Source organism: Variovorax sp. VRV01 (genome assembly GCF_014852545.1).
In the GTDB taxonomy this organism is placed as follows: Bacteria; Pseudomonadota; Gammaproteobacteria; order Burkholderiales; family Burkholderiaceae_C; genus Variovorax; species Variovorax beijingensis_A.
On the sequence record NZ_JACVBS010000029.1, the window covers coordinates 40,623 to 57,064 of the forward strand.

General features: G+C 64.4%; 13 protein-coding genes. 9 read left to right on the top strand and 4 right to left on the bottom strand.

All coding sequences use genetic code 11. The annotated features are described in order from the left end of the window. The first annotated feature begins 108 nt into the window (after positions 1-108). The 5 genes from IB278_RS31395 to IB278_RS31415 all read left to right on the top strand — a co-directional run bounded on the left by IB278_RS31395 (position 109) and on the right by IB278_RS31415 (position 6,571). Complete coding sequence (locus IB278_RS31395; protein WP_192327988.1) at positions 109-1,800, top strand: thiamine pyrophosphate-dependent enzyme; 1,692 nt, start codon at positions 109-111, stop codon at positions 1,798-1,800. Beyond that, entirely contained in the window at positions 1,797-3,215 is a 1,419-nt protein-coding gene (locus IB278_RS31400; protein WP_192327991.1) for an aldehyde dehydrogenase family protein, read from the top strand. The genes IB278_RS31395 and IB278_RS31400 overlap by 4 nt, the downstream gene beginning before the upstream one ends. A 34-nt stretch (positions 3,216-3,249) precedes the next feature. Then, complete coding sequence (locus IB278_RS31405; RefSeq protein WP_192327994.1) at positions 3,250-4,218, top strand: Bug family tripartite tricarboxylate transporter substrate binding protein; 969 nt, start codon at positions 3,250-3,252, stop codon at positions 4,216-4,218. A gap of 112 nt (positions 4,219-4,330) precedes the next feature. Further along, positions 4,331-5,302 carry a Bug family tripartite tricarboxylate transporter substrate binding protein gene (locus IB278_RS31410; RefSeq protein WP_192327997.1) on the top strand — a complete coding sequence of 324 codons (972 nt, stop codon included), beginning with the start codon at positions 4,331-4,333 and terminating at the stop codon, positions 5,300-5,302. A 129-nt stretch (positions 5,303-5,431) separates the two neighbouring features. Continuing rightward, the gene (locus IB278_RS31415) at positions 5,432-6,571 is read left to right on the top strand and encodes an ABC transporter substrate-binding protein (RefSeq protein ID WP_192328000.1); all 1,140 of its coding nucleotides are present in this window, start codon (positions 5,432-5,434) and stop codon (positions 6,569-6,571) included. 31 nt (positions 6,572-6,602) lie between these two features. Here the strand turns inward: IB278_RS31415 and IB278_RS31420 are convergent, their stop codons facing one another. Next, on the bottom strand, positions 6,603-7,541 hold the full coding sequence (locus tag IB278_RS31420) for a LysR family transcriptional regulator (RefSeq protein ID WP_192328003.1): 939 nt from the start codon (positions 7,539-7,541) through the stop codon (positions 6,603-6,605). A gap of 99 nt (positions 7,542-7,640) precedes the next feature. Here IB278_RS31420 and hisC point away from each other — a divergent pair, with 99 nt between their 5' ends. The 3 genes from hisC to IB278_RS31435 all read left to right on the top strand — a co-directional run bounded on the left by hisC (position 7,641) and on the right by IB278_RS31435 (position 11,066). Beyond that, on the top strand, positions 7,641-8,741 hold the full coding sequence (gene hisC, locus IB278_RS31425) for a histidinol-phosphate transaminase (RefSeq protein WP_192328006.1): 1,101 nt from the start codon (positions 7,641-7,643) through the stop codon (positions 8,739-8,741). Between the two features lie 104 nt (positions 8,742-8,845). Further along, positions 8,846-9,736 (top strand): LysR family transcriptional regulator, encoded by an 891-nt coding sequence (locus IB278_RS31430; protein ID WP_192328009.1) that lies wholly within the window; start codon positions 8,846-8,848, stop codon positions 9,734-9,736. Between the two features lie 427 nt (positions 9,737-10,163). Further along, complete coding sequence (locus IB278_RS31435) at positions 10,164-11,066, top strand: beta-1,6-N-acetylglucosaminyltransferase (protein WP_192328012.1); 903 nt, start codon at positions 10,164-10,166, stop codon at positions 11,064-11,066. Between the two features lie 122 nt (positions 11,067-11,188). Here IB278_RS31435 and IB278_RS31440 read toward each other — a convergent pair whose 3' ends face one another. Further along, entirely contained in the window at positions 11,189-12,202 is a 1,014-nt protein-coding gene (locus tag IB278_RS31440) for a TRAP transporter substrate-binding protein (protein WP_192328015.1), read from the bottom strand. Between the two features lie 219 nt (positions 12,203-12,421). On the opposite strand from IB278_RS31440, the gene IB278_RS31445 reads away from it, so the two are divergent. Continuing rightward, positions 12,422-12,760 (top strand): hypothetical protein, encoded by a 339-nt coding sequence (locus IB278_RS31445; protein WP_225613290.1) that lies wholly within the window; start codon positions 12,422-12,424, stop codon positions 12,758-12,760. 301 nt (positions 12,761-13,061) lie between these two features. Here the strand turns inward: IB278_RS31445 and IB278_RS31450 are convergent, their stop codons facing one another. Continuing rightward, on the bottom strand, positions 13,062-14,858 hold the full coding sequence (locus IB278_RS31450) for a Kelch repeat-containing protein (RefSeq protein WP_192328018.1): 1,797 nt from the start codon (positions 14,856-14,858) through the stop codon (positions 13,062-13,064). A gap of 787 nt (positions 14,859-15,645) precedes the next feature. Continuing rightward, the coding region (locus IB278_RS31455) for a phospholipase D-like domain-containing protein (protein WP_225613291.1) at positions 15,646-16,442 on the bottom strand (797 nt) is incomplete at its 5' end.

Consider the following 16,442-nt stretch of genomic DNA (forward strand, 5'->3'; position numbering starts at 1 on the left):
TGCACGCCCGGCGATAGACATCAACCTGGGCCTTGCGTGATGGGCGCCGGACGTGGCGCCCCATCCTCGGCTTCTGCACATCCATTTTTCATTTCAAGCGAGCTGCACATGAGCGACACACCGCAAACCACCGGAGGCCAGGCGCTGGTCGATGGCCTGATCAAGAACGGCATCAAGGATCTCTTCCTCATCCCAGGCATCCAGCTCGATTGGGCAGTGGATGCACTGCGGCAGCGAAGCGACGAGGTCCGCTTGTTCATCCCTCGGCATGAACAGACAACCACCTACATGGCGGACGGCTACTACCGCGCTACCGGCCGGATCGGAGCCGCCATGGTGGTGCCTGGACCCGGTGCGCTCAACGCGGGCGCCGCCCTGGCGACGGCCTATGCTTCGAACTCCAAGGTCCTGTTCGTGACGGGGCAGATCCATTCCAGCGGCATCGGCAAAGGCTGCGGACTGCTGCATGAAATCAAGGATCAGTCAGGCTTCGTCCGGGGACTGACCAAATGGCATCACATGGTCACGTCCCCCTCCGACATCCGCGTCGCGTTGGACAACGCCTTCCGCGAACTTGGACGAGGCCGACCGCGTCCGGTGGGCATCGAGATTCCTCACGACTACCTGAGCGCGTCGACTGCTATCGATCCCCAGGCCCCGGAATCTGATCAATCGCAGAAAGGTCTGAGCGCGGAAGATCTCGTACAGATTCAGAAAGCGGCCGCCTTGCTGGATGAGGCCTCCTTTCCCGTCATCTATGTGGGGGGCGGCATCTTCGCAAGCGCGGCGCATGCTGAACTGCAGCGCCTCGCGGAAAAGATCGGCGCACCTGTTGTCATGAGCGACAACGGCCGAGGAGCGATCAGCGACAACCATCCGCTGGCGATGAATGCCTTGGCGGGGCGAGCGGTCTTCGAGCACGCGGACGTGGTGCTCGTCGTGGGCAGCCGGTTCGCCGACGTGCTGACGCCGACGCCCTCCTGGCCCGCCGGAAAGGTCCGCTACATCCACGTCAACATCGACGAAGCGGACCTGGGCCCGCCAAGGTCGCCCGAGGTTTCGCTTGTGGCCGACGCCCTGCCGGCCTTGCGCGAACTGGCGGAACGGGTGAAGGCGAATGTTCGTCTGTCCAATGATCGCGCAGCCTTGGTCAAGCGCTGGGCGCAGGGCCAGATCGACTTGGTGGAGCCGCAGGCCTCCTATGTCCGGGCGATCCGCAAGGCGATGCCGGAGGACGGCATCTTCGTCAACGAGTTGACGCAGGTGGGCTACCTGGCACGAATCGCGTTCCCCGTCGATGCGCCGCGAACCTACATCGGACCCGGGTATCAAGGGACGCTGGGCTATGGGTTCCCTGTCGCGCTGGGGGCCGCGGTGGGTGCCGCCGGACGACGCGTTGTTTCGGTGACCGGGGATGGCGGCTTTGGCTGGAACATGCAGGAGCTGGCGACTGCGCAGCGCTACCGGCTTCCGGTGACCTTGATCGTCTTCAATGACGGGTACTACGGCAACGTGCGTGCCATCCAGAAGCGGGAATTCGGCGCAGAGGTTGGTGTCGATCTGGCCAACCCCGACTTCGAATTGCTGGCGCGAGCCTTCGGTGTCGCCTTCCAGGCGGTGGGATCGCCATCGCAGCTGGAGGCCGCCGTGCGTGAGGCGAACACGCATCTTGGGCCGGTGCTGATCGAGGCTAAGGTGGGGGTGATGCCGAGCCCGTGGCATCTGCTTCGGCTTCAGCCGATGAAGGGCATGAGCGCGCCGCAGGCGCCGGCCAATCCGCTGGGCGAGACCCCGCGATGAGGCGCTATGACAGCTTCTACGCCAATGGCGCGTTCGTGCGATCCGAAGGCGCTCCTGCCATGCCGATGGTGGATCCTTCCACGGGGTGCGCCATCGGCGAGGTCGTTCCCAGTTCGCCGGGGAATGTCAACCAGGCGGTCCAGAGCGCGCGCACCGGATTCCAGGTGTGGTCACGATCGACACTGGAGGAGCGAAGCGAGGCCTTAACTCGCCTGCACGCGGAACTTTTCAAGCGTACCGACGAGGCGGTTTCGCTCCTTGCCCGTGAGATGGGCTGCCCCGTGTGGCTGGGCCAACTCATGCAGGTCCCAATGGCCCTGAAGGGCCTGGAGTTCGCGAGAGACGGTATTCAACAGATCACGTGGACCGAGCAGATCGGCAACGGACGGGTCGAACTGGTGCCGTCGGGGGTCGTGGCCGCAATCACGCCCTGGAATTTCCCGCTGCATCAGATCGTCGCCAAGGTTGCCCCAGCCATCGCAGCCGGGTGCTCGATCATCCTGAAGCCCAGCGAGGTCTCGCCCGGTGCCGCGCACGTGTTCATGGAAGCGGTCCACTTCGCCGGCCTGCCGCCGGGCGTGGTGAACATGGTCTGGGGCGGGCCTGACGTCGGAGACAGGCTTGTTCGGCATCCCGATGTCCAGCACGTCAGCTTCACGGGATCGACCGCCGTCGGCCGCCGCATCATGGCTGCGGCGGCTGAGGATCTCAAACCGGTCACCCTGGAGTTGGGTGGCAAGTCAGCTGCAGTACTGCTTGAGGATGCGGACCTGGGCACGGCCCTGGCCGCAGTGGTGCGCTTGAGCATGGCCAACTCCGGACAGGCGTGTGTCAGCCAGTCCCGTCTCATCGCGCCTCGAGGCCTGCTCGAACAGGTCGAAGGCCGGCTGGGCGCCGCGTTGGAACCATGGCCGCTTGGCGATCCCCTTGACGCGAGCACTCGCCTGGGACCTGTCGCGAGTCGCAGCCAGCAAGAACGGGTGCTGGCCATGATCGCACGTGCGCGTGAACAAGGCGCGCGTCCGGTGGCAGGGGCTGGCAAGGTGCCGGAAAAGCTCTCGCACGGGTACTACGTGCCGCCGACGGTCTTCTCCGGCGTTCGACCGGACATGGAGATCGCCCGGGAGGAGGTCTTTGGACCCGTTCTCTCGGTGATGGCTTACGACTCCGAGGATGAAGCCGTTGCCCTGGCCAACGCCACACGCTATGGCCTGTCCGGCGCGGTGTGGTCTGCGGACCCGGTGCGTGCCGCCGCGTTCGCGAGGCGCATGAAGACCGGGCAGGTGGTGATCAACGGTGCTGCCCAGAATCTCGCGACACCCTTCGGCGGTTGGGGCTGGTCCGGATTCGGGCGCGAGAACGGCCGGTTCGGGATCGAGGATCTCCTGCAGTACCGGTCGCTGCACGGCGCCTGATCGCTCTTCGCCAACAGCATGGATCAGTGAAAAGATGTTGCGCCGACAATTCCTCTTTGCATCCGCCGCCGTACCGCTCTCGTCTGCCGTGAAGGCGGCGGAGCCTTTCCCGCAAAGGCCGCTCAAGATGGTCGTTCCCTTCGCTGCCGGGGGAGGAACCGACATCGTGGCCCGGCTGGTCGCGGCCGAAATGAGCGGCACGCTGGGGCAGCCCGTGGTGATCGACAACCGGGCGGGGGCCGGTGGGAGCCTGGGTTCGGACATCGTGGCCAGATCGCCCGCGGATGGATACACCGTGCTGATGGCCACCGTGTCGACCCATGCGATCAACCCCGCGCTGCATGCGAAGCTGCCCTATGACCCGATACGCAGCTTCGCACCCGTGTCCCTGATCGCGCGCGTGGGAGGCATCGTCGTGGTGCAGGCCTCCTCGGCCTGGCAGTCCTTGGGGCAGCTCGCGCAGGCCATGCGCAAGGATCCTGGCAAGTTGACCTTTGGTAGTCAGGGGGTGGGTGGGTTCAGCCACCTGATGGGAGAAATGTTCAATTCGCAGGCGGGGGTTCAGTCCACGCATGTCCCCTACAAGGGAGCAGCACCCGCCTTGCAGGACCTGCTCGCGGGGAACATCGACATCGTCTACGACACCGTTCCCGCGCTTTTGCCCCATATCCAATCTGGAAAGCTGCGTGCACTCGCGGTGACAACGCCACAGCGACTTTCAAGCCTGCCGGTCACGCCGACTTCGGCCGAGGCCGGCTTCGCCGACTTTCTTGCCGAGACGTGGAATGCGCTCCTTGCGCCAGCCAACACACCTTCATCTGTCATCTCGCGGCTCAACGACGCAGCGGTGCGGGCAGTGCAGGTCTCGGCGGTGCGCAAACGGATGGAGGATCTGAGTGCCGATCCGGTGGGGTCGAGCTCCGCCGAGCTCGGCCAGTTCATGGTCAGTGAAATCAAGCGCTGGGCGCCTGTTGTGCGTGCCTCCGGTGCTCGGGTTGAGTAACCCGAATGATGTTGCGCTGATTGCCGGACGCAATCGCGATGCGCCAGCAAAGCTTTCAAATATGACCGGATAAAGACAGCATCGCGCAGCCTTCACTCAACCACGCAAGATCATGCCCATCATTCCTCGTCGCTCCATTCTTCTCCTTGGGCTGGCCATCGCATCGATCGCCTTCTCGGTCCACGCGCAAATGCCGCCGCTGATCAAGCTGGTGGTGCCCTATCCGCCCGGCGGCAGTGTCGACACCCTGGCTCGGCTCATCCAGCAGCCACTGCAGGATGCCCTGAAGACCAATGTGGTCGTCGATAACCGTCCGGGCGCAGGAGGGCGGATCGCCGCATCGCAGGTCAAGCGCGAGGCTGCGAACGGCAGTGTGATCCTGATTGCGCCGAACTCGTTGACCACCATCCAGTCATTGGTCTATGCGGACAAGCTGGACTACAAGATCACGGATGACTTCGTTGCGGTTTCCCGCCTCGCGAGCTACCCCTTTGGCCTTGCCGTTCCGAGCACGTCCAGCACCAAGACCGTGGCGGAACTCACCGCGGCGATGAAGGCATCTCCCAACCCCAGCTACGGAACCTCAGGCGCTGGCGGCATGGCTCACTTCACGGGCCTTGTATTCGGGAGAGAGATCGGGATTGATTGGACTCACATCGCCTTCAAGGGAGGTGCGCCGCTGGTCTCAGATTTGATCGGCGGGCACCTGCCCGCAGGCATCGACACGCTCATCGATCAGATCGAGCATCAGCGGGCGGGCAAGATTCGCGTGATCGGCATCTTCAGTGACAAGCGCTACCCGCTCGCCCCCGAGATTCCTACGCTCGCCGAGCAAGGCGTGAAGATGGGATCGGTGCAAGGCTGGTTCGGGGCCTTCATGCCGGCGAAGACCCCAAAGGACATCGTCAGCCGCGTGGATCGCGCCTTTGCACAGGCGCTTGCCTCGCAGGAATTGAACGGAAGACTGAACAAGATGGTGATCGAAAGCGCCTACATGCCGTCCACGGACTTTACGCGCCTGCAGGTTCAGGAGCTTCAGCAATGGGCGCCGGTCGTGCGCGAATCTGGTTTCAAGCCTGAGTAGCAGGTTCGGTGGGGCGAGCCCTGTGCCCATCCGGGAGGACGATTCAGGCATGGCGCAGCCGTTCGTCCGAACAACTGCCGCTCAGAAAACTTGTCTCGGCAACGTGCATCACTCTAGAGGGGATATGGAATGAAATCGTTCATCCGTCCGAGCGCCCGGTCGGTCATTGCCGTGTCCGCGGTTTGGCTGTCCGTGGTTGCGCAGGCCGCAGGTGCGGCGCAGATCGTCGTGGGCCAGGTCGCTCCCCTGACGGGACCAGAGGCGCGGCAGGGCCGGGCCTACAGCGCTGGCATGCAGATGTACTTCGAGGCGGTGAATAAGGAGGGGGGCGCCAACGGCCACACTTTCACCCTGGTGCGCAAGGACGACCGTGGCCAGCCCAGCGACACGGTGGCGCTCACCCGGCAACTTGTGACCGACGCCAAACCCTTGGTCTTGGCCGGCTACTTCGGCAGCCGAAATATCTCGGACCTGGTAGCTTCGGGGTTGTTGAAAGACGAGCGCCTTGTGCTCGTGGGTTATCGAAGCGCGGAGATGCAGGACGAGGCGCCAATGCTTTATAGCGTGCGCGCCGGCCTTCGCGATGAGCTTGCCCGGATGACTACGCATCTGGCCACGGTGGGTATCAAGCGCTTGGCGCTGCTCTACGAAAATGGCCCCAATGCGCAGGTGCTGGTCGCTGCTGCCGATGCGGAGGCGCAGAAGGCGGGCGCCACAATCATCACGCGAGCCTCCTACACACCTAACACCACTGTGGTGAGCGAGGCGACGAACCAATTCATACAGGCAAAGCCGCAGGCGATCATCATGGTCACCAGTGGCGCTGCGGCGGCGGCCTTCATCGAGGGTTACCGCAGCCTTGGCGGCACGGCACAGTTGCTGGGACATTCGGGAACCGAAATCGAGCAGCTGTCGCAACGCCTGAGCGAGGAGCAGATGGCGGGGGTGATCATCGCTCAGGTCGCGCCCAGCCCCTATCAGATCAAAGGCCGCCTCACCAAGGAGTTCGTCGACGCGGTGAGGGCGCAAAAGCTCGAGGTGCCGTTGAGTTTCGCGATGATGGAGGGCTACGTTACCGGCCGCGTGATTGTCGAAGCCGTGCGCCGCCAAGGGGCGAAGCCTACGCGCGAAGGCATGGTGAACGCCTTGCACAGCATGGCACCCTATGACATGGGCGGCTACAGTGTGGCCTTCAAGCCGACGCAGCACACGGGCTCGCGCTATGTCGAACTGTCGATCGTGAGCGGCCTGGGAAAGATCCGCCAATAGCGCAGCGAATTCTCCTCGTGGCTGTTGGGCTTCAAGCCTGCGCAAGGGTCGAGCGTTGAAGACCCTGCGTCATGCGTGAGAACGATTTGAGCATGGATGCGAGTTGCGATGCCGCAGGACTCAAGCGCCTTCCAGCCTTGTAGACGATGCCGACTTGAAAGACCAGATCCGCCTGTTCGCGGATACGAATTTCGGTCAGCGTATTGGCTGCAAGCGGGTGCGTGAGCAGCGACGACGGCAGCCGCGCGACGCAGTCGGATTCGAGAAGCATCGAAATGGCTCCAAACAGCGAGTCCGATACACAAGCGAAGCGGGGCCGTCCGAGACGATGCTGCAGGAACAATTCCTGAATGCTCTCGTCCTGCTGCCCCGGACGGGATGGATCACCCACCACGATCCATTCCGAGTCAGCAAGATCGCCGATGGATTTCGCGTTGCGCAGCGGATGATCCAGGCGCGCGAAGAGCGCGGCGGTGGCCGTGTACAACGCCTGCACGCACAGATCGCCTGTTTCGTCCAATTGGGGCAGCCGCATCACGGCCAGGTCCAGCCTGCCGTCGCGGACGGCCGCCAGAAGCTCGCTGGACGAGCGCTGGGCGAGGTGGATGACCGCTTGAGGAAAGACATGGCGGAAGTCCTTTAGGACCGCAGGTACCAAACGCAAGGAGGGTTCGACTGAAACCCCGACCTTGACCTGCACGTCGCCTGGCGCCTTGATCGCCTGCAACCAATGCTCGGCACGCTCCGCTTCCAGCAGGACGGCCCGGGCGTGGGCCACGAACTCTTCTCCGCGTGTCGTGAGGACGACGCCTTTCGCGGTTCGCTGCAGAAACTCGATGCCGTACTCCTCTTCCAACTTGGCCAAGCTCTTGGTCAGCCCGGCCTGGGAAACACCAAGGACCCGCGAGGCCGCACGGTATCCACCGTGGGCGACCACGGCGACAAGATCTTTCAACTGCTGCAATGTCATGAATGCGCTGGCTGCGAACAGAGAGGGTGATTTCCAAAGGCAATCATGAATGGCGCGGCCTGACTAGGCAAGGCTGGGAAACTACGGGAGCATCCGCACATGACTGCAACGCCCATTTACCCCGCCCATATCGCATCCCTCAAACCCTACGTTCCCGGATTGCCAATCTCCGACCTGGCTGCGCGACTTGGATTCGAGGAGAACGAAATCGTCAAGCTCGCATCGAATGAGAACCTGCTCGGGGCAAGCCCCAAGGCGCTGGCCGCTCTGGCCAGCGCGGCGATCGATATCTCGAGGTATCCCGACAGCGACTGTGCGGCTCTCGTGAAGGCGATCGCTCAGTTCCATGACATCTCGCCGGAGTGGGTGGTCGTTGGCGCAGGTTCAGAGAGTGTGCTGGGAAACATTGCCGCAACGATTCTGGAGGGCGGACGAAAGTCGGCGTATTCGGCGTACTCCTTTCAGGCTTATGTCAATGCGGCGAAGCGAATGGGCGCGGTGCCCATCGTCGTGCCCTCACCTGATCTCAAGGTCGATCTGGGCGGGCTGGAGCGGGCGCTTGGCGAGAATCCCTCGCTGGTCTACATTGCCAACCCGGGCAACCCGACCGGGACGGTCCTGGAACCGGACGAACTGGAATCCTTTCTGTCGCGCATGCCTGCGCACGTGGTGGTCATTCTCGACGAGGCTTACTTCGAGTTCGTCGGCCCGCAACTTCGGGGGGATTCCGTCCATTGGGTCAGGCGCTTTCCGAATCTCGTCGTGTTGCGCACCTTCTCGAAGGCCTATGGACTGGCGGGACTCCGTGTGGGATACGGAATTGCCCAGCCTGCGCTCGCGGACATGCTCCGCAGGGTTCGCTCTCCATTTACCGTGACGCACACTGCTCAGGTGGCTGCGATCGCGGCGTTGGATGACCAAGAATTCCTGTCGCGCACGATCGAGATGAACGGTCGCGTGCGCCAGATGCTGGTGAAGGGTTTGACGAGCCTTGGAATTCAAAGCCTCGAGTCGCACACAAATTTCGTTCTCGCCAAGGCAGGGCAAGGCGCGGCATTTGCGCGGAGGCTGGAAAAGCATGGCCTCATCGTTCGTCCCGTCGATTCGTATGGTCTACCGGAGTGGGTGCGAATCAGCGTCGGCACGGAGAGCGAGGTCGAGCGGCTGCTACACGCGATCCATGTCGAACTTGCGACTTGATGCCTAATCGGACCAATGGCGTTTGCGCTGAACGTGGGTGCACTTGCCCGTACGGCTCTGATCAGCCTCGCGTCGGCTAGTGGTTCAGTGACACTGCAGCAAGAATGATTGAGCTTCGCCATCTACGCTACTTCATCGCAGTCGCGGAGGAGCTCAACTTCCGAAAAGCGGCCGAACGCATTCACATCGACCAGAGTCCGCTGGCACGCACCATCCGGGATCTGGAGGATCGATTGGGAGTCTTGCTGTTCGTCCGCTCACCGACGCGCAAGTTGCAACTCACACCGGCCGGAGAAAAGCTGCTGGAACACGCTCGCAGGCTTTTTATTCGGCTGCAACGCATCAAACGCGTCGTACGCGCAACCGATGCACGGGACCGTGCGCCGCTTCGCATTGGCGTAGCCGACGGGATCGCCCAACCCAAGCTCTCCGAGTGCTTCGCGAGATGGCAAACGCTCCCGCCCAGCGTCCCGCTCGAAATCACGGAGATGCGCGCGGTCGAACTGCTGACTGCGCTGCGGCGCGAGGAAGTGGACGCCGGGTTCTCCTTCGGTGTGCCGGGCGACGACGCCATCGTCCAAGATGCGGCATGGTCATACCCATTGGTTGCATTGCTCCCGCCTGGTCACGAGTTGGCAACACGCGACGTCCTGCCGATTTCTGAGCTCCTTGGGTTTCCTATGATCGCCTCTCACCCCGATCGTTTGCCGGGGCTTCGCAGTCAGATGGATGCTGTACGTCGGAAGTTCGCGGTGAGCGCTGTCATCGCCGGCGAAGCCCGGACCCTGGCGGGTTACGTCACCCGTGTGGCTGCCGGTCTGGGGGTTGGAGTCGCCGATGCCGGCCACATGGCTACCTTGCGCCGCACCGACGTGGTGGCCTTGCCTCTGCAAGAGGACATACACATCACCACGTACGTGCTGCATAAGCGCCAGAGCTACGAGTTGAATGATGCGCTGCAACGTTTCCTCGCGAACGCCATAGCGCCGCGTTGAACCGTACGGCGCGTTGCCGTTGGCGCGACGCTACCTCGCGCCAACGGCGTTGGACAAGCCCACGTTCTCCTGAAATGCTACCCGCCGCCTGACGAGCTGCGATCCTCCGCGCTTGGCCTTCGGCAGGCTCAAAGCCACAACAACACACCCGACCAAGTACGCCGCGCCACGCTCCCGTGGGTGTGCGCGACGGCACTTCCAATCCAGACTTCAGAGAGCGGTGCCGCGTCGGCATGCGCGATGACGCAAGCCCAGCGTGGGTGCCGCGGGCGTGACGTCAGGTCGAGAGGAGGGCCGGCCCACCTAGGTACCCACCCCCATGGGGCAATCGCGTGCCTGTCGTACGATCTGGGCCGCTTCGGCCTCGAAAGCACTCCCAGAACCCTCTGCCAGGCACGCAGCAGCTGATGAGACGCACCATCGTGACATGAGCCCGGTATTCCTGTTGCTTGTACATGCGGACCCCCAACAGGCGAAGCGCTTGCTGCGGCGCCTCGTTTCAGTCGGCCGTTGCATCGTCCATGTCGATGCCAAGGCCGAGCCTGCCGCGTTCCGGATCGACGATCCGCGCGTAATTTTCGTGAAGGATCGTGTCGACGTGCACTGGGGCGCCATCTCCCAGGTCGAAGCCACGCTGAGGCTCATGCGCACCGCGCTCGCGGAATGCGAGGTGTCGCAGGTGAGCCACTTCGTGCTGCTCTCGGGCAACTGCTATCCACTGCGTCCGCCGGAGGAATTCCGGGCCTATTCGCGGTCGCATGCCGGCACGAACTTCATCAAGCTGATTCCGCTGGCAAGCATGCGCAAACAGCACGAGCGGGTCCGCCACTTCTGGTTCTACCAGGACCTTCCGGTGGATGGACGGAAATACACCCTCGTACGGCTGTCACGCGGTCTTCTGCAATTCGTCGGCAAGCTTGGGCGGCGTTCGTTGCCGCTCTTCTCGCAGTGGCACTTCGGTTCCCAATGGTGGGCGCTGACCCCTGAAGCGGTGAGCTACCTCGTGTCGTATCCGCATGAAGCGTCGGTGAAGCGTTTTCTTCGGTTCTCCAAGGCGCCCGACGAAATCTACTTTCATACCCTGCTCACAAATTCCCCGCTGCAGCACACCGTGGAGCCCGTCAGCGGCAGCGGCGTCTGGGACGCGGCGAACCTGCACCTGATCGATCCCTCGCTGTCGCGCTGGTTTCATACATCGGACTACGAGGAGATCGTCGCGTCGGGCAAATGGTTCGTGCGCAAGGTCGGCAGCGGCATTTCGAGCGACCTGTGCGACCGGCTGGACGGCCACGGCCACCTCGCCGCGGAGACCGCCAAGAAAGGCGTCTAGCGGCGCTGCGATCCCGGCCTCGATCGATCCGGTGGCCAGCAGCACCGAGACTTGGCGGACCGCCTCCGGATCGGCGGCGCGAACGGCCAACTGCACCCTTCGCCCGGCGGACCGGCGGTCCCTCACCGGCCCGAGAACCGCCTCAGGATCTCGTCGGCGTCCGGCCCCACCTGCTCCTGCCATTGGCTGATGGCGCCGGCCGATGCCGCCTTCAGCGCACCGGTGACGGCCGGCGGCACATTCGTCTCGATCACCACGCCGTTGCTGCGCATGACCCTGTAGTTGTCCTCCAGGCGGCTGCGGATGCGCTGCCACTGCGCCGCCTCGGTCTCGGCGGCCGCCTGGTCGACGGCCGTTCTGGCGGCGGCGTCGAGGCTTTCATAGGCCGCCAGGTTGATTGTGGCGATCGAGATCGGCATGGCGTAGTTGATCTCGGTGAAGGCCGGCAGGTATTGCCAGAGCTTGCGGCCGGCACCGCCGTCGCCGGAGGACAGGACCGCGTCGACGTCGCCGGCAGCGATGCGCGCCACCGCATCGGCGAACGAGATGTTGAAGGCCTGGGCGCCCGCCGCTGCCAGGGTCGACTGCGACATGTCGTCGTAGGTGCGGATGCGAAGCGCCCGCATGCCATCGGGCGATGTCACCGGCTTCCTCGACCAGATGCCGGACGCGGGCCAGGGCGTCGTGTACAACAGCCTTTGTCCATGCGCCTGGAGAAACCGTTCGTAAGCCGGGCGTGCCGCCTTGAGAAGCGCTTCTGCGCGTGGCAGCGAATCGGCCAGGAAGGGCAGCGACGACACCGCGAACAGCGGGTACCGGTTCGCCACGCCGCCGGCAAAGGCGTCGCCCGCGTCGATCCTGCGCGCCTCGACGGCATCCACCATGTCCGCTGATTTGAATCCGGCGGCGGCGTCGAAGCTGGCTTCGAACACCAGGCGGCCCTCGGTCTTCTGCACGACCTGCTGCACGAAATACGAGACGCCGAGGCCGGGCATCGAGGTGGCCGGATACTCCGTGGCGATGCGCAGCGTCGTCGTCGCCGACTGCGCGGCGGCGGTGACTGCCAGCAGCGCGGCAACAAGGCCCAGGAGAATGGATTTCGTCGCCGAGGGACGTGGAAGCGCGAATCGAGGCATGGCCGTTTTTCTTCCGCGGGTGGGAGAGGGTGGGAGAGGGTGGAGAGGGTGGAGAGGGTGGAGAGGGTGGAGAGGGTGGAGAGGGTGGAGAGGGTGGAGAGGGTGGAGAGGGTGGAGATGATGCCAGCGCGGCCGGAATGCCTCATGGGCGCCGCGCGGTCCTGCCGGGCCCGCGGGGCGAAGGGCAGAATGCGGGCCGGTACCCCAGGAGAATCCACCATGAGATTGCTGAAGCTGCTCCGCACTGCGCTGCGTGTCCTGTGGTGGGCCCTGGCGGCGGCGATCCCCGTCGTGCAATACCGCTTCCATGACAGCTACCGCCGCGCCATCGGATGCCCTGCATCGGGGGATTGCTACGTGCCGGGCGCCGAGCTCCTGCTCGACATGCAGCTTCTCGCTGCCGGTTCGGCCGTCGTGCTGTGGCCGCTCTGCGCGTGGTACGCCGTCGTCAAGCCCTGGCGTGCGCGCCGAGCGTCGCCCGAGGAGGCCCACGGGCCATTGCGCCGCCGGCTGCGCGTGTCTCCCACCCCTGAATCGCCGTCCCTCACGAATCAATGACCTAGAGCCCTTGTGGTCTCAGAGTATTGAACTGTTGTTTCAGCTAACTCAGAACTCTTCCCTGTCAGTTTCATTTAGCTCTGAATTTTTCGGCAACGGAGGCATGCTTATTTTGACGGCCTTAGCACCGCCAATGGCCGATCCGAGCTGCCCCTCAAGTTCGGTCCGGCCGAGCGCCTGCTGGGCATCCGCGCCGGTCCCCGCTTATTGCAGGGACGGGGTCTGAAAGAAATAGGTGGCCAATGCCGCATGCCTTTTGAAGTTGTGCTTCAAGATGAGTGACGTGGCACGCTCCCGCTGGCTAGGGTGTGTAGCGTTCGACGGAATCGAGGCTGGTGGTGTTGAACCCGCCGACTGCCAGCACGCTGCCGTCGGTCAGCAACACGGCCGAGGCTGCCCCGCGAGCGGTGGACATGGGGGCGGCCGTGGTCCACACATTTGCATCGGGGTTGTAGATCTCGGCCGTCGTCAGTCGAACACCGCCGTTGGAGGCGCCCCCGGCCAGCAACACGCGCCCATCTGCGAGCGTGGTCATGGTGGGTAGCAGGCGCGTGCTGCTGAAGGTGCTCGTTGTCCAGCTCGAGGTGTCGGGATGAAAGCGCAAGGCGGTGGTGCTGCCGTCCGCCGTGGCGAGCACGCTGCCGTCGTCGAGAAGCACCGAGGTATAGACATTGCCACTCGGAACCGTGTACGGCAGCACCGTGGTGCTGCCGGTGTCGTTCACCGGAAACAGTTCGGCAGTGTTCACGAACCCGGTCCTGTTGACGCCGCCGATCAACAGCACGGCATTGCCGCCCGGCAGCAGCTGAGCGGCGTGCTGGCCGCGCGAATCCGACAGCGGCGTGGTCATGGTGGTCCAGGTGCCTTGTGCGGGGTCGTACATTTCGGCGGTCTGCGAGAACGTGAGACTTCCGCCCCTGTTGTAGCCGCCGATGACCAGGACCTTGCCATTCGGGAGCAGCGTGGCCGTTTGCCGGGTGCGGGCCTCAGCCATGCTGGCGGTCGCTGTCCAGGTGTTGGCCACCGGATCGTAGATTTCGGCGCTCGCAAGGGTTGCATTGACATTCGTATCGCCTCCGGCGACCAGCACCCGGCCGTCCGGCAGCACCGTTGCGGACGGATCGGAGCGCGCGGACAACATCGAAGCCGCGGGCGACCAGCCGTTGGTTGCAGGATCGTAGACGACCACCGAATTGGTGATGGTGGAAGTCGCGAAGCCGCCGATGACCATCACCTTGCCGCTGGGCAGCCGCACCATCGCGAAATAGTGCCGGGCGAGCGGAACCGCGCTCATCGTTGTCCAGCTTCCCTGCCCGGTGACGATGATCCGGATCTGCGTTTGCGCCGAGCCCACACTGTTGCTTGCGGTAACGGTGTACGTCGCCTGCCGCTGAAGCACGGTCGGCGTGCCGGTGATCGCGCCGGTCAGCGTGTTCAGGCTCAGGCCGGCCGGCAGCGCCGGCGAAACCGAGAACGCGGAAGCCACGCCGCCGGTGACTTGCGGTGTGTTGGGAACGACGGGCTCGCTTGTCACGTACAACGCATCGGGGGTGGCATAGCTCACGCTGACGGGCGCCACCAGTGCCGCGTTGACGGTCAGTCGCAGCGTGACCACGGCCGACCCCGCCGCATTGCTGCCGGTGACGATGTAGTCGGCCTCGGCGGCCGGTGCGGTGGGTGTTCCGCTGATGACGCCCGATCGCGCATCGAACAGCAGTCCGGCCGGGAGTGCCGGCGCGACGGCGTAGCCAGTGATCGGACCGCCGCTGCTGCTGGGTGCGTTCGGCGCAATGGTCTCGCCCACCGTATAGACCGCAGCCAGAACGCGGTAGGTCAGCCCGCCAGGCGCGGCTGGTGTGCTGCGCACTTCGATTTCGACGCGGGCCGTGGTGTTGCCGCCGGTGTTCTCTGCGCTAACCACATACACGGCGGCCGGCGCGACCGCGGTGGGCGTTCCGCTGATAACGCCCGTGGCCGTGTCGAGGACCAGACCAGCCGGCAGAGGGGGGGCAACCGAATAGCGGTCAACCGTGCCGCCGCTTGCGCTGGGGCGGTTCGGCACGATCGGCTGGCCCACCTCATACACCGCCGAAGTCATGGCGTAGCTCAATCCGGCGGGCGGCTGCGGGCCTGCGGGAACGGCGCCGAAGAACCCTACGCCGCCCCCCGAGCCGCCCCCGCATCCGGACAGCAGCGCAATGACACCCAGGAGCAGTGTGAGGAAACGGGAGATGAGGGATCGGGGGCGGGCAGACGGCACACGCACGGTTGGAAGGACAAAAGAAGATGTCATGTGGCAGTGAGTCCGAGAGCAAGGTGGTGACCTGGAGCGCGACGGACCGCCGTTTCGAACACGGCAATGCTGCAGGACCGCTCCATGTGGAGGCCATCTCCCGGTCCCGTGTGCGAACGCATGAAGGATCGCCGCAGGGTGGCCTCCTTTTACGAATTTAACATTTTGCAGCCCGCGCCAGCCATCGCTTTTTGGACGCCTCGGGTTCGCAATCGCCTGATTGTAGGAATTTGATTACATCTTGTGCGAACGGCACCTTTACCCGAATCTCTGAACCAAGCTGGTTGCGCTGCAAACCTACGCGGCGGCAAACAGGATCCGACGCGTGAGAAGTGCGTACACCGCGTTCACGACCGCCTGGAACCGTGGTTGCTCCGGGAGCCCATCAATTATTTCTTCGAAATGCCCGCTCGGGCTTCGAGACCGACACATCGGATTCAGAGTCCAAACGAAGACATGGATGCCGCCAAGCGCATCAAGCGCATCGGCATTCGAGCACGGCGGACGGTTGAGACGCACGCTCTTCGAGTTCAGCGTTAAGTGAGAAGAGTTCAGAGTTAGCTGAGAACCGACCGCGCGGCCGAGGTTCGGGTCACAGCAGGTCCTCGTCCACCACCAGCGACAGCAGCGACCAGCGCAGCCGCTGGGCCCAGTTCGATTCCGGCTCCCGGTGCAGCACCCAGTGCCGCCCGTCGCGCTGGAAGCTCCATTGCAGGCCGCCGTGCCGCGGCAGCTCGCTCACGGTGAAGCTCGCGGGCATGCGCACCCGCCGGATCAGTTCCACGAGTTCGCCGGCCAGCGCGGGGCTGTCGACGATCAGGCCGAGTTCGGTGTTGCAGTGCGCCGAGCGCCGGTCCATGTTCATCGATCCCACGTAGAACCAGCGCCGGTCGACCACCGCCAGCTTGGCGTGCAGGCGGCCGAGCGAGCCGCGGCTGCCTTCGTTCTCGCTCCAGCCCGGATGCGGCTCGCCGGCCGGCATCAGTTCATGCAGCGTGGCGCCCATCTGCAGGAGGGTGCTGCGGTAGCGCGCATAGCCGTAGTGCACCAGCGGCTCGTCGGTGGTGGCGAGCGAATTGGTCATCACCGACACGCTCGCGCCCTCGCGGCTCGCATGGGACAGCGCCTCGATCATGCGCGGCACCGGAACGAAATAGGGCGAGACGACCAGCACCTCGGAGCGCGCGGTCCGGAACAGGTCGAGGTTGGCGGCCATGACCGCACCCTCGCGGGCCCGCGGCCGCGCGGCTTCCTCGCCACCGCCGCCGGCGTCGCCTGCAAGGGCGTCCGCTGCCACCGCGTCCGCGACGACGCGCACCTTCGCGGGCACCAGCTCGACCCGGCCCTGCGCCAGCTGCGGGCCGACCGGGCCGCGCCCCAGTGCATCGC

What these genes read in the sequence shown, in the direction of transcription:
- IB278_RS31395 (WP_192327988.1), top strand. Translation starts at nt 109, where the DNA reads ATGAGCGACACACCGCAAACCACCGGAGGCCAGGCGCTGGTCGATGGC.
- IB278_RS31400 (WP_192327991.1), top strand. Translation starts at nt 1,797, where the DNA reads ATGAGGCGCTATGACAGCTTCTACGCCAATGGCGCGTTCGTGCGATCC.
- IB278_RS31405 (WP_192327994.1), top strand. Translation starts at nt 3,250, where the DNA reads ATGTTGCGCCGACAATTCCTCTTTGCATCCGCCGCCGTACCGCTCTCG.
- IB278_RS31410 (WP_192327997.1), top strand. Translation starts at nt 4,331, where the DNA reads ATGCCCATCATTCCTCGTCGCTCCATTCTTCTCCTTGGGCTGGCCATC.
- IB278_RS31415 (WP_192328000.1), top strand. Translation starts at nt 5,432, where the DNA reads ATGAAATCGTTCATCCGTCCGAGCGCCCGGTCGGTCATTGCCGTGTCC.
- IB278_RS31420 (WP_192328003.1), bottom strand. Translation starts at nt 7,541, where the DNA reads ATGACATTGCAGCAGTTGAAAGATCTTGTCGCCGTGGTCGCCCACGGT.
- hisC (WP_192328006.1), top strand. Translation starts at nt 7,641, where the DNA reads ATGACTGCAACGCCCATTTACCCCGCCCATATCGCATCCCTCAAACCC.
- IB278_RS31430 (WP_192328009.1), top strand. Translation starts at nt 8,846, where the DNA reads ATGATTGAGCTTCGCCATCTACGCTACTTCATCGCAGTCGCGGAGGAG.
- IB278_RS31435 (WP_192328012.1), top strand. Translation starts at nt 10,164, where the DNA reads ATGAGCCCGGTATTCCTGTTGCTTGTACATGCGGACCCCCAACAGGCG.
- IB278_RS31440 (WP_192328015.1), bottom strand. Translation starts at nt 12,202, where the DNA reads ATGCCTCGATTCGCGCTTCCACGTCCCTCGGCGACGAAATCCATTCTC.
- IB278_RS31445 (WP_225613290.1), top strand. Translation starts at nt 12,422, where the DNA reads ATGAGATTGCTGAAGCTGCTCCGCACTGCGCTGCGTGTCCTGTGGTGG.
- IB278_RS31450 (WP_192328018.1), bottom strand. Translation starts at nt 14,858, where the DNA reads ATGACTTCGGCGGTGTATGAGGTGGGCCAGCCGATCGTGCCGAACCGC.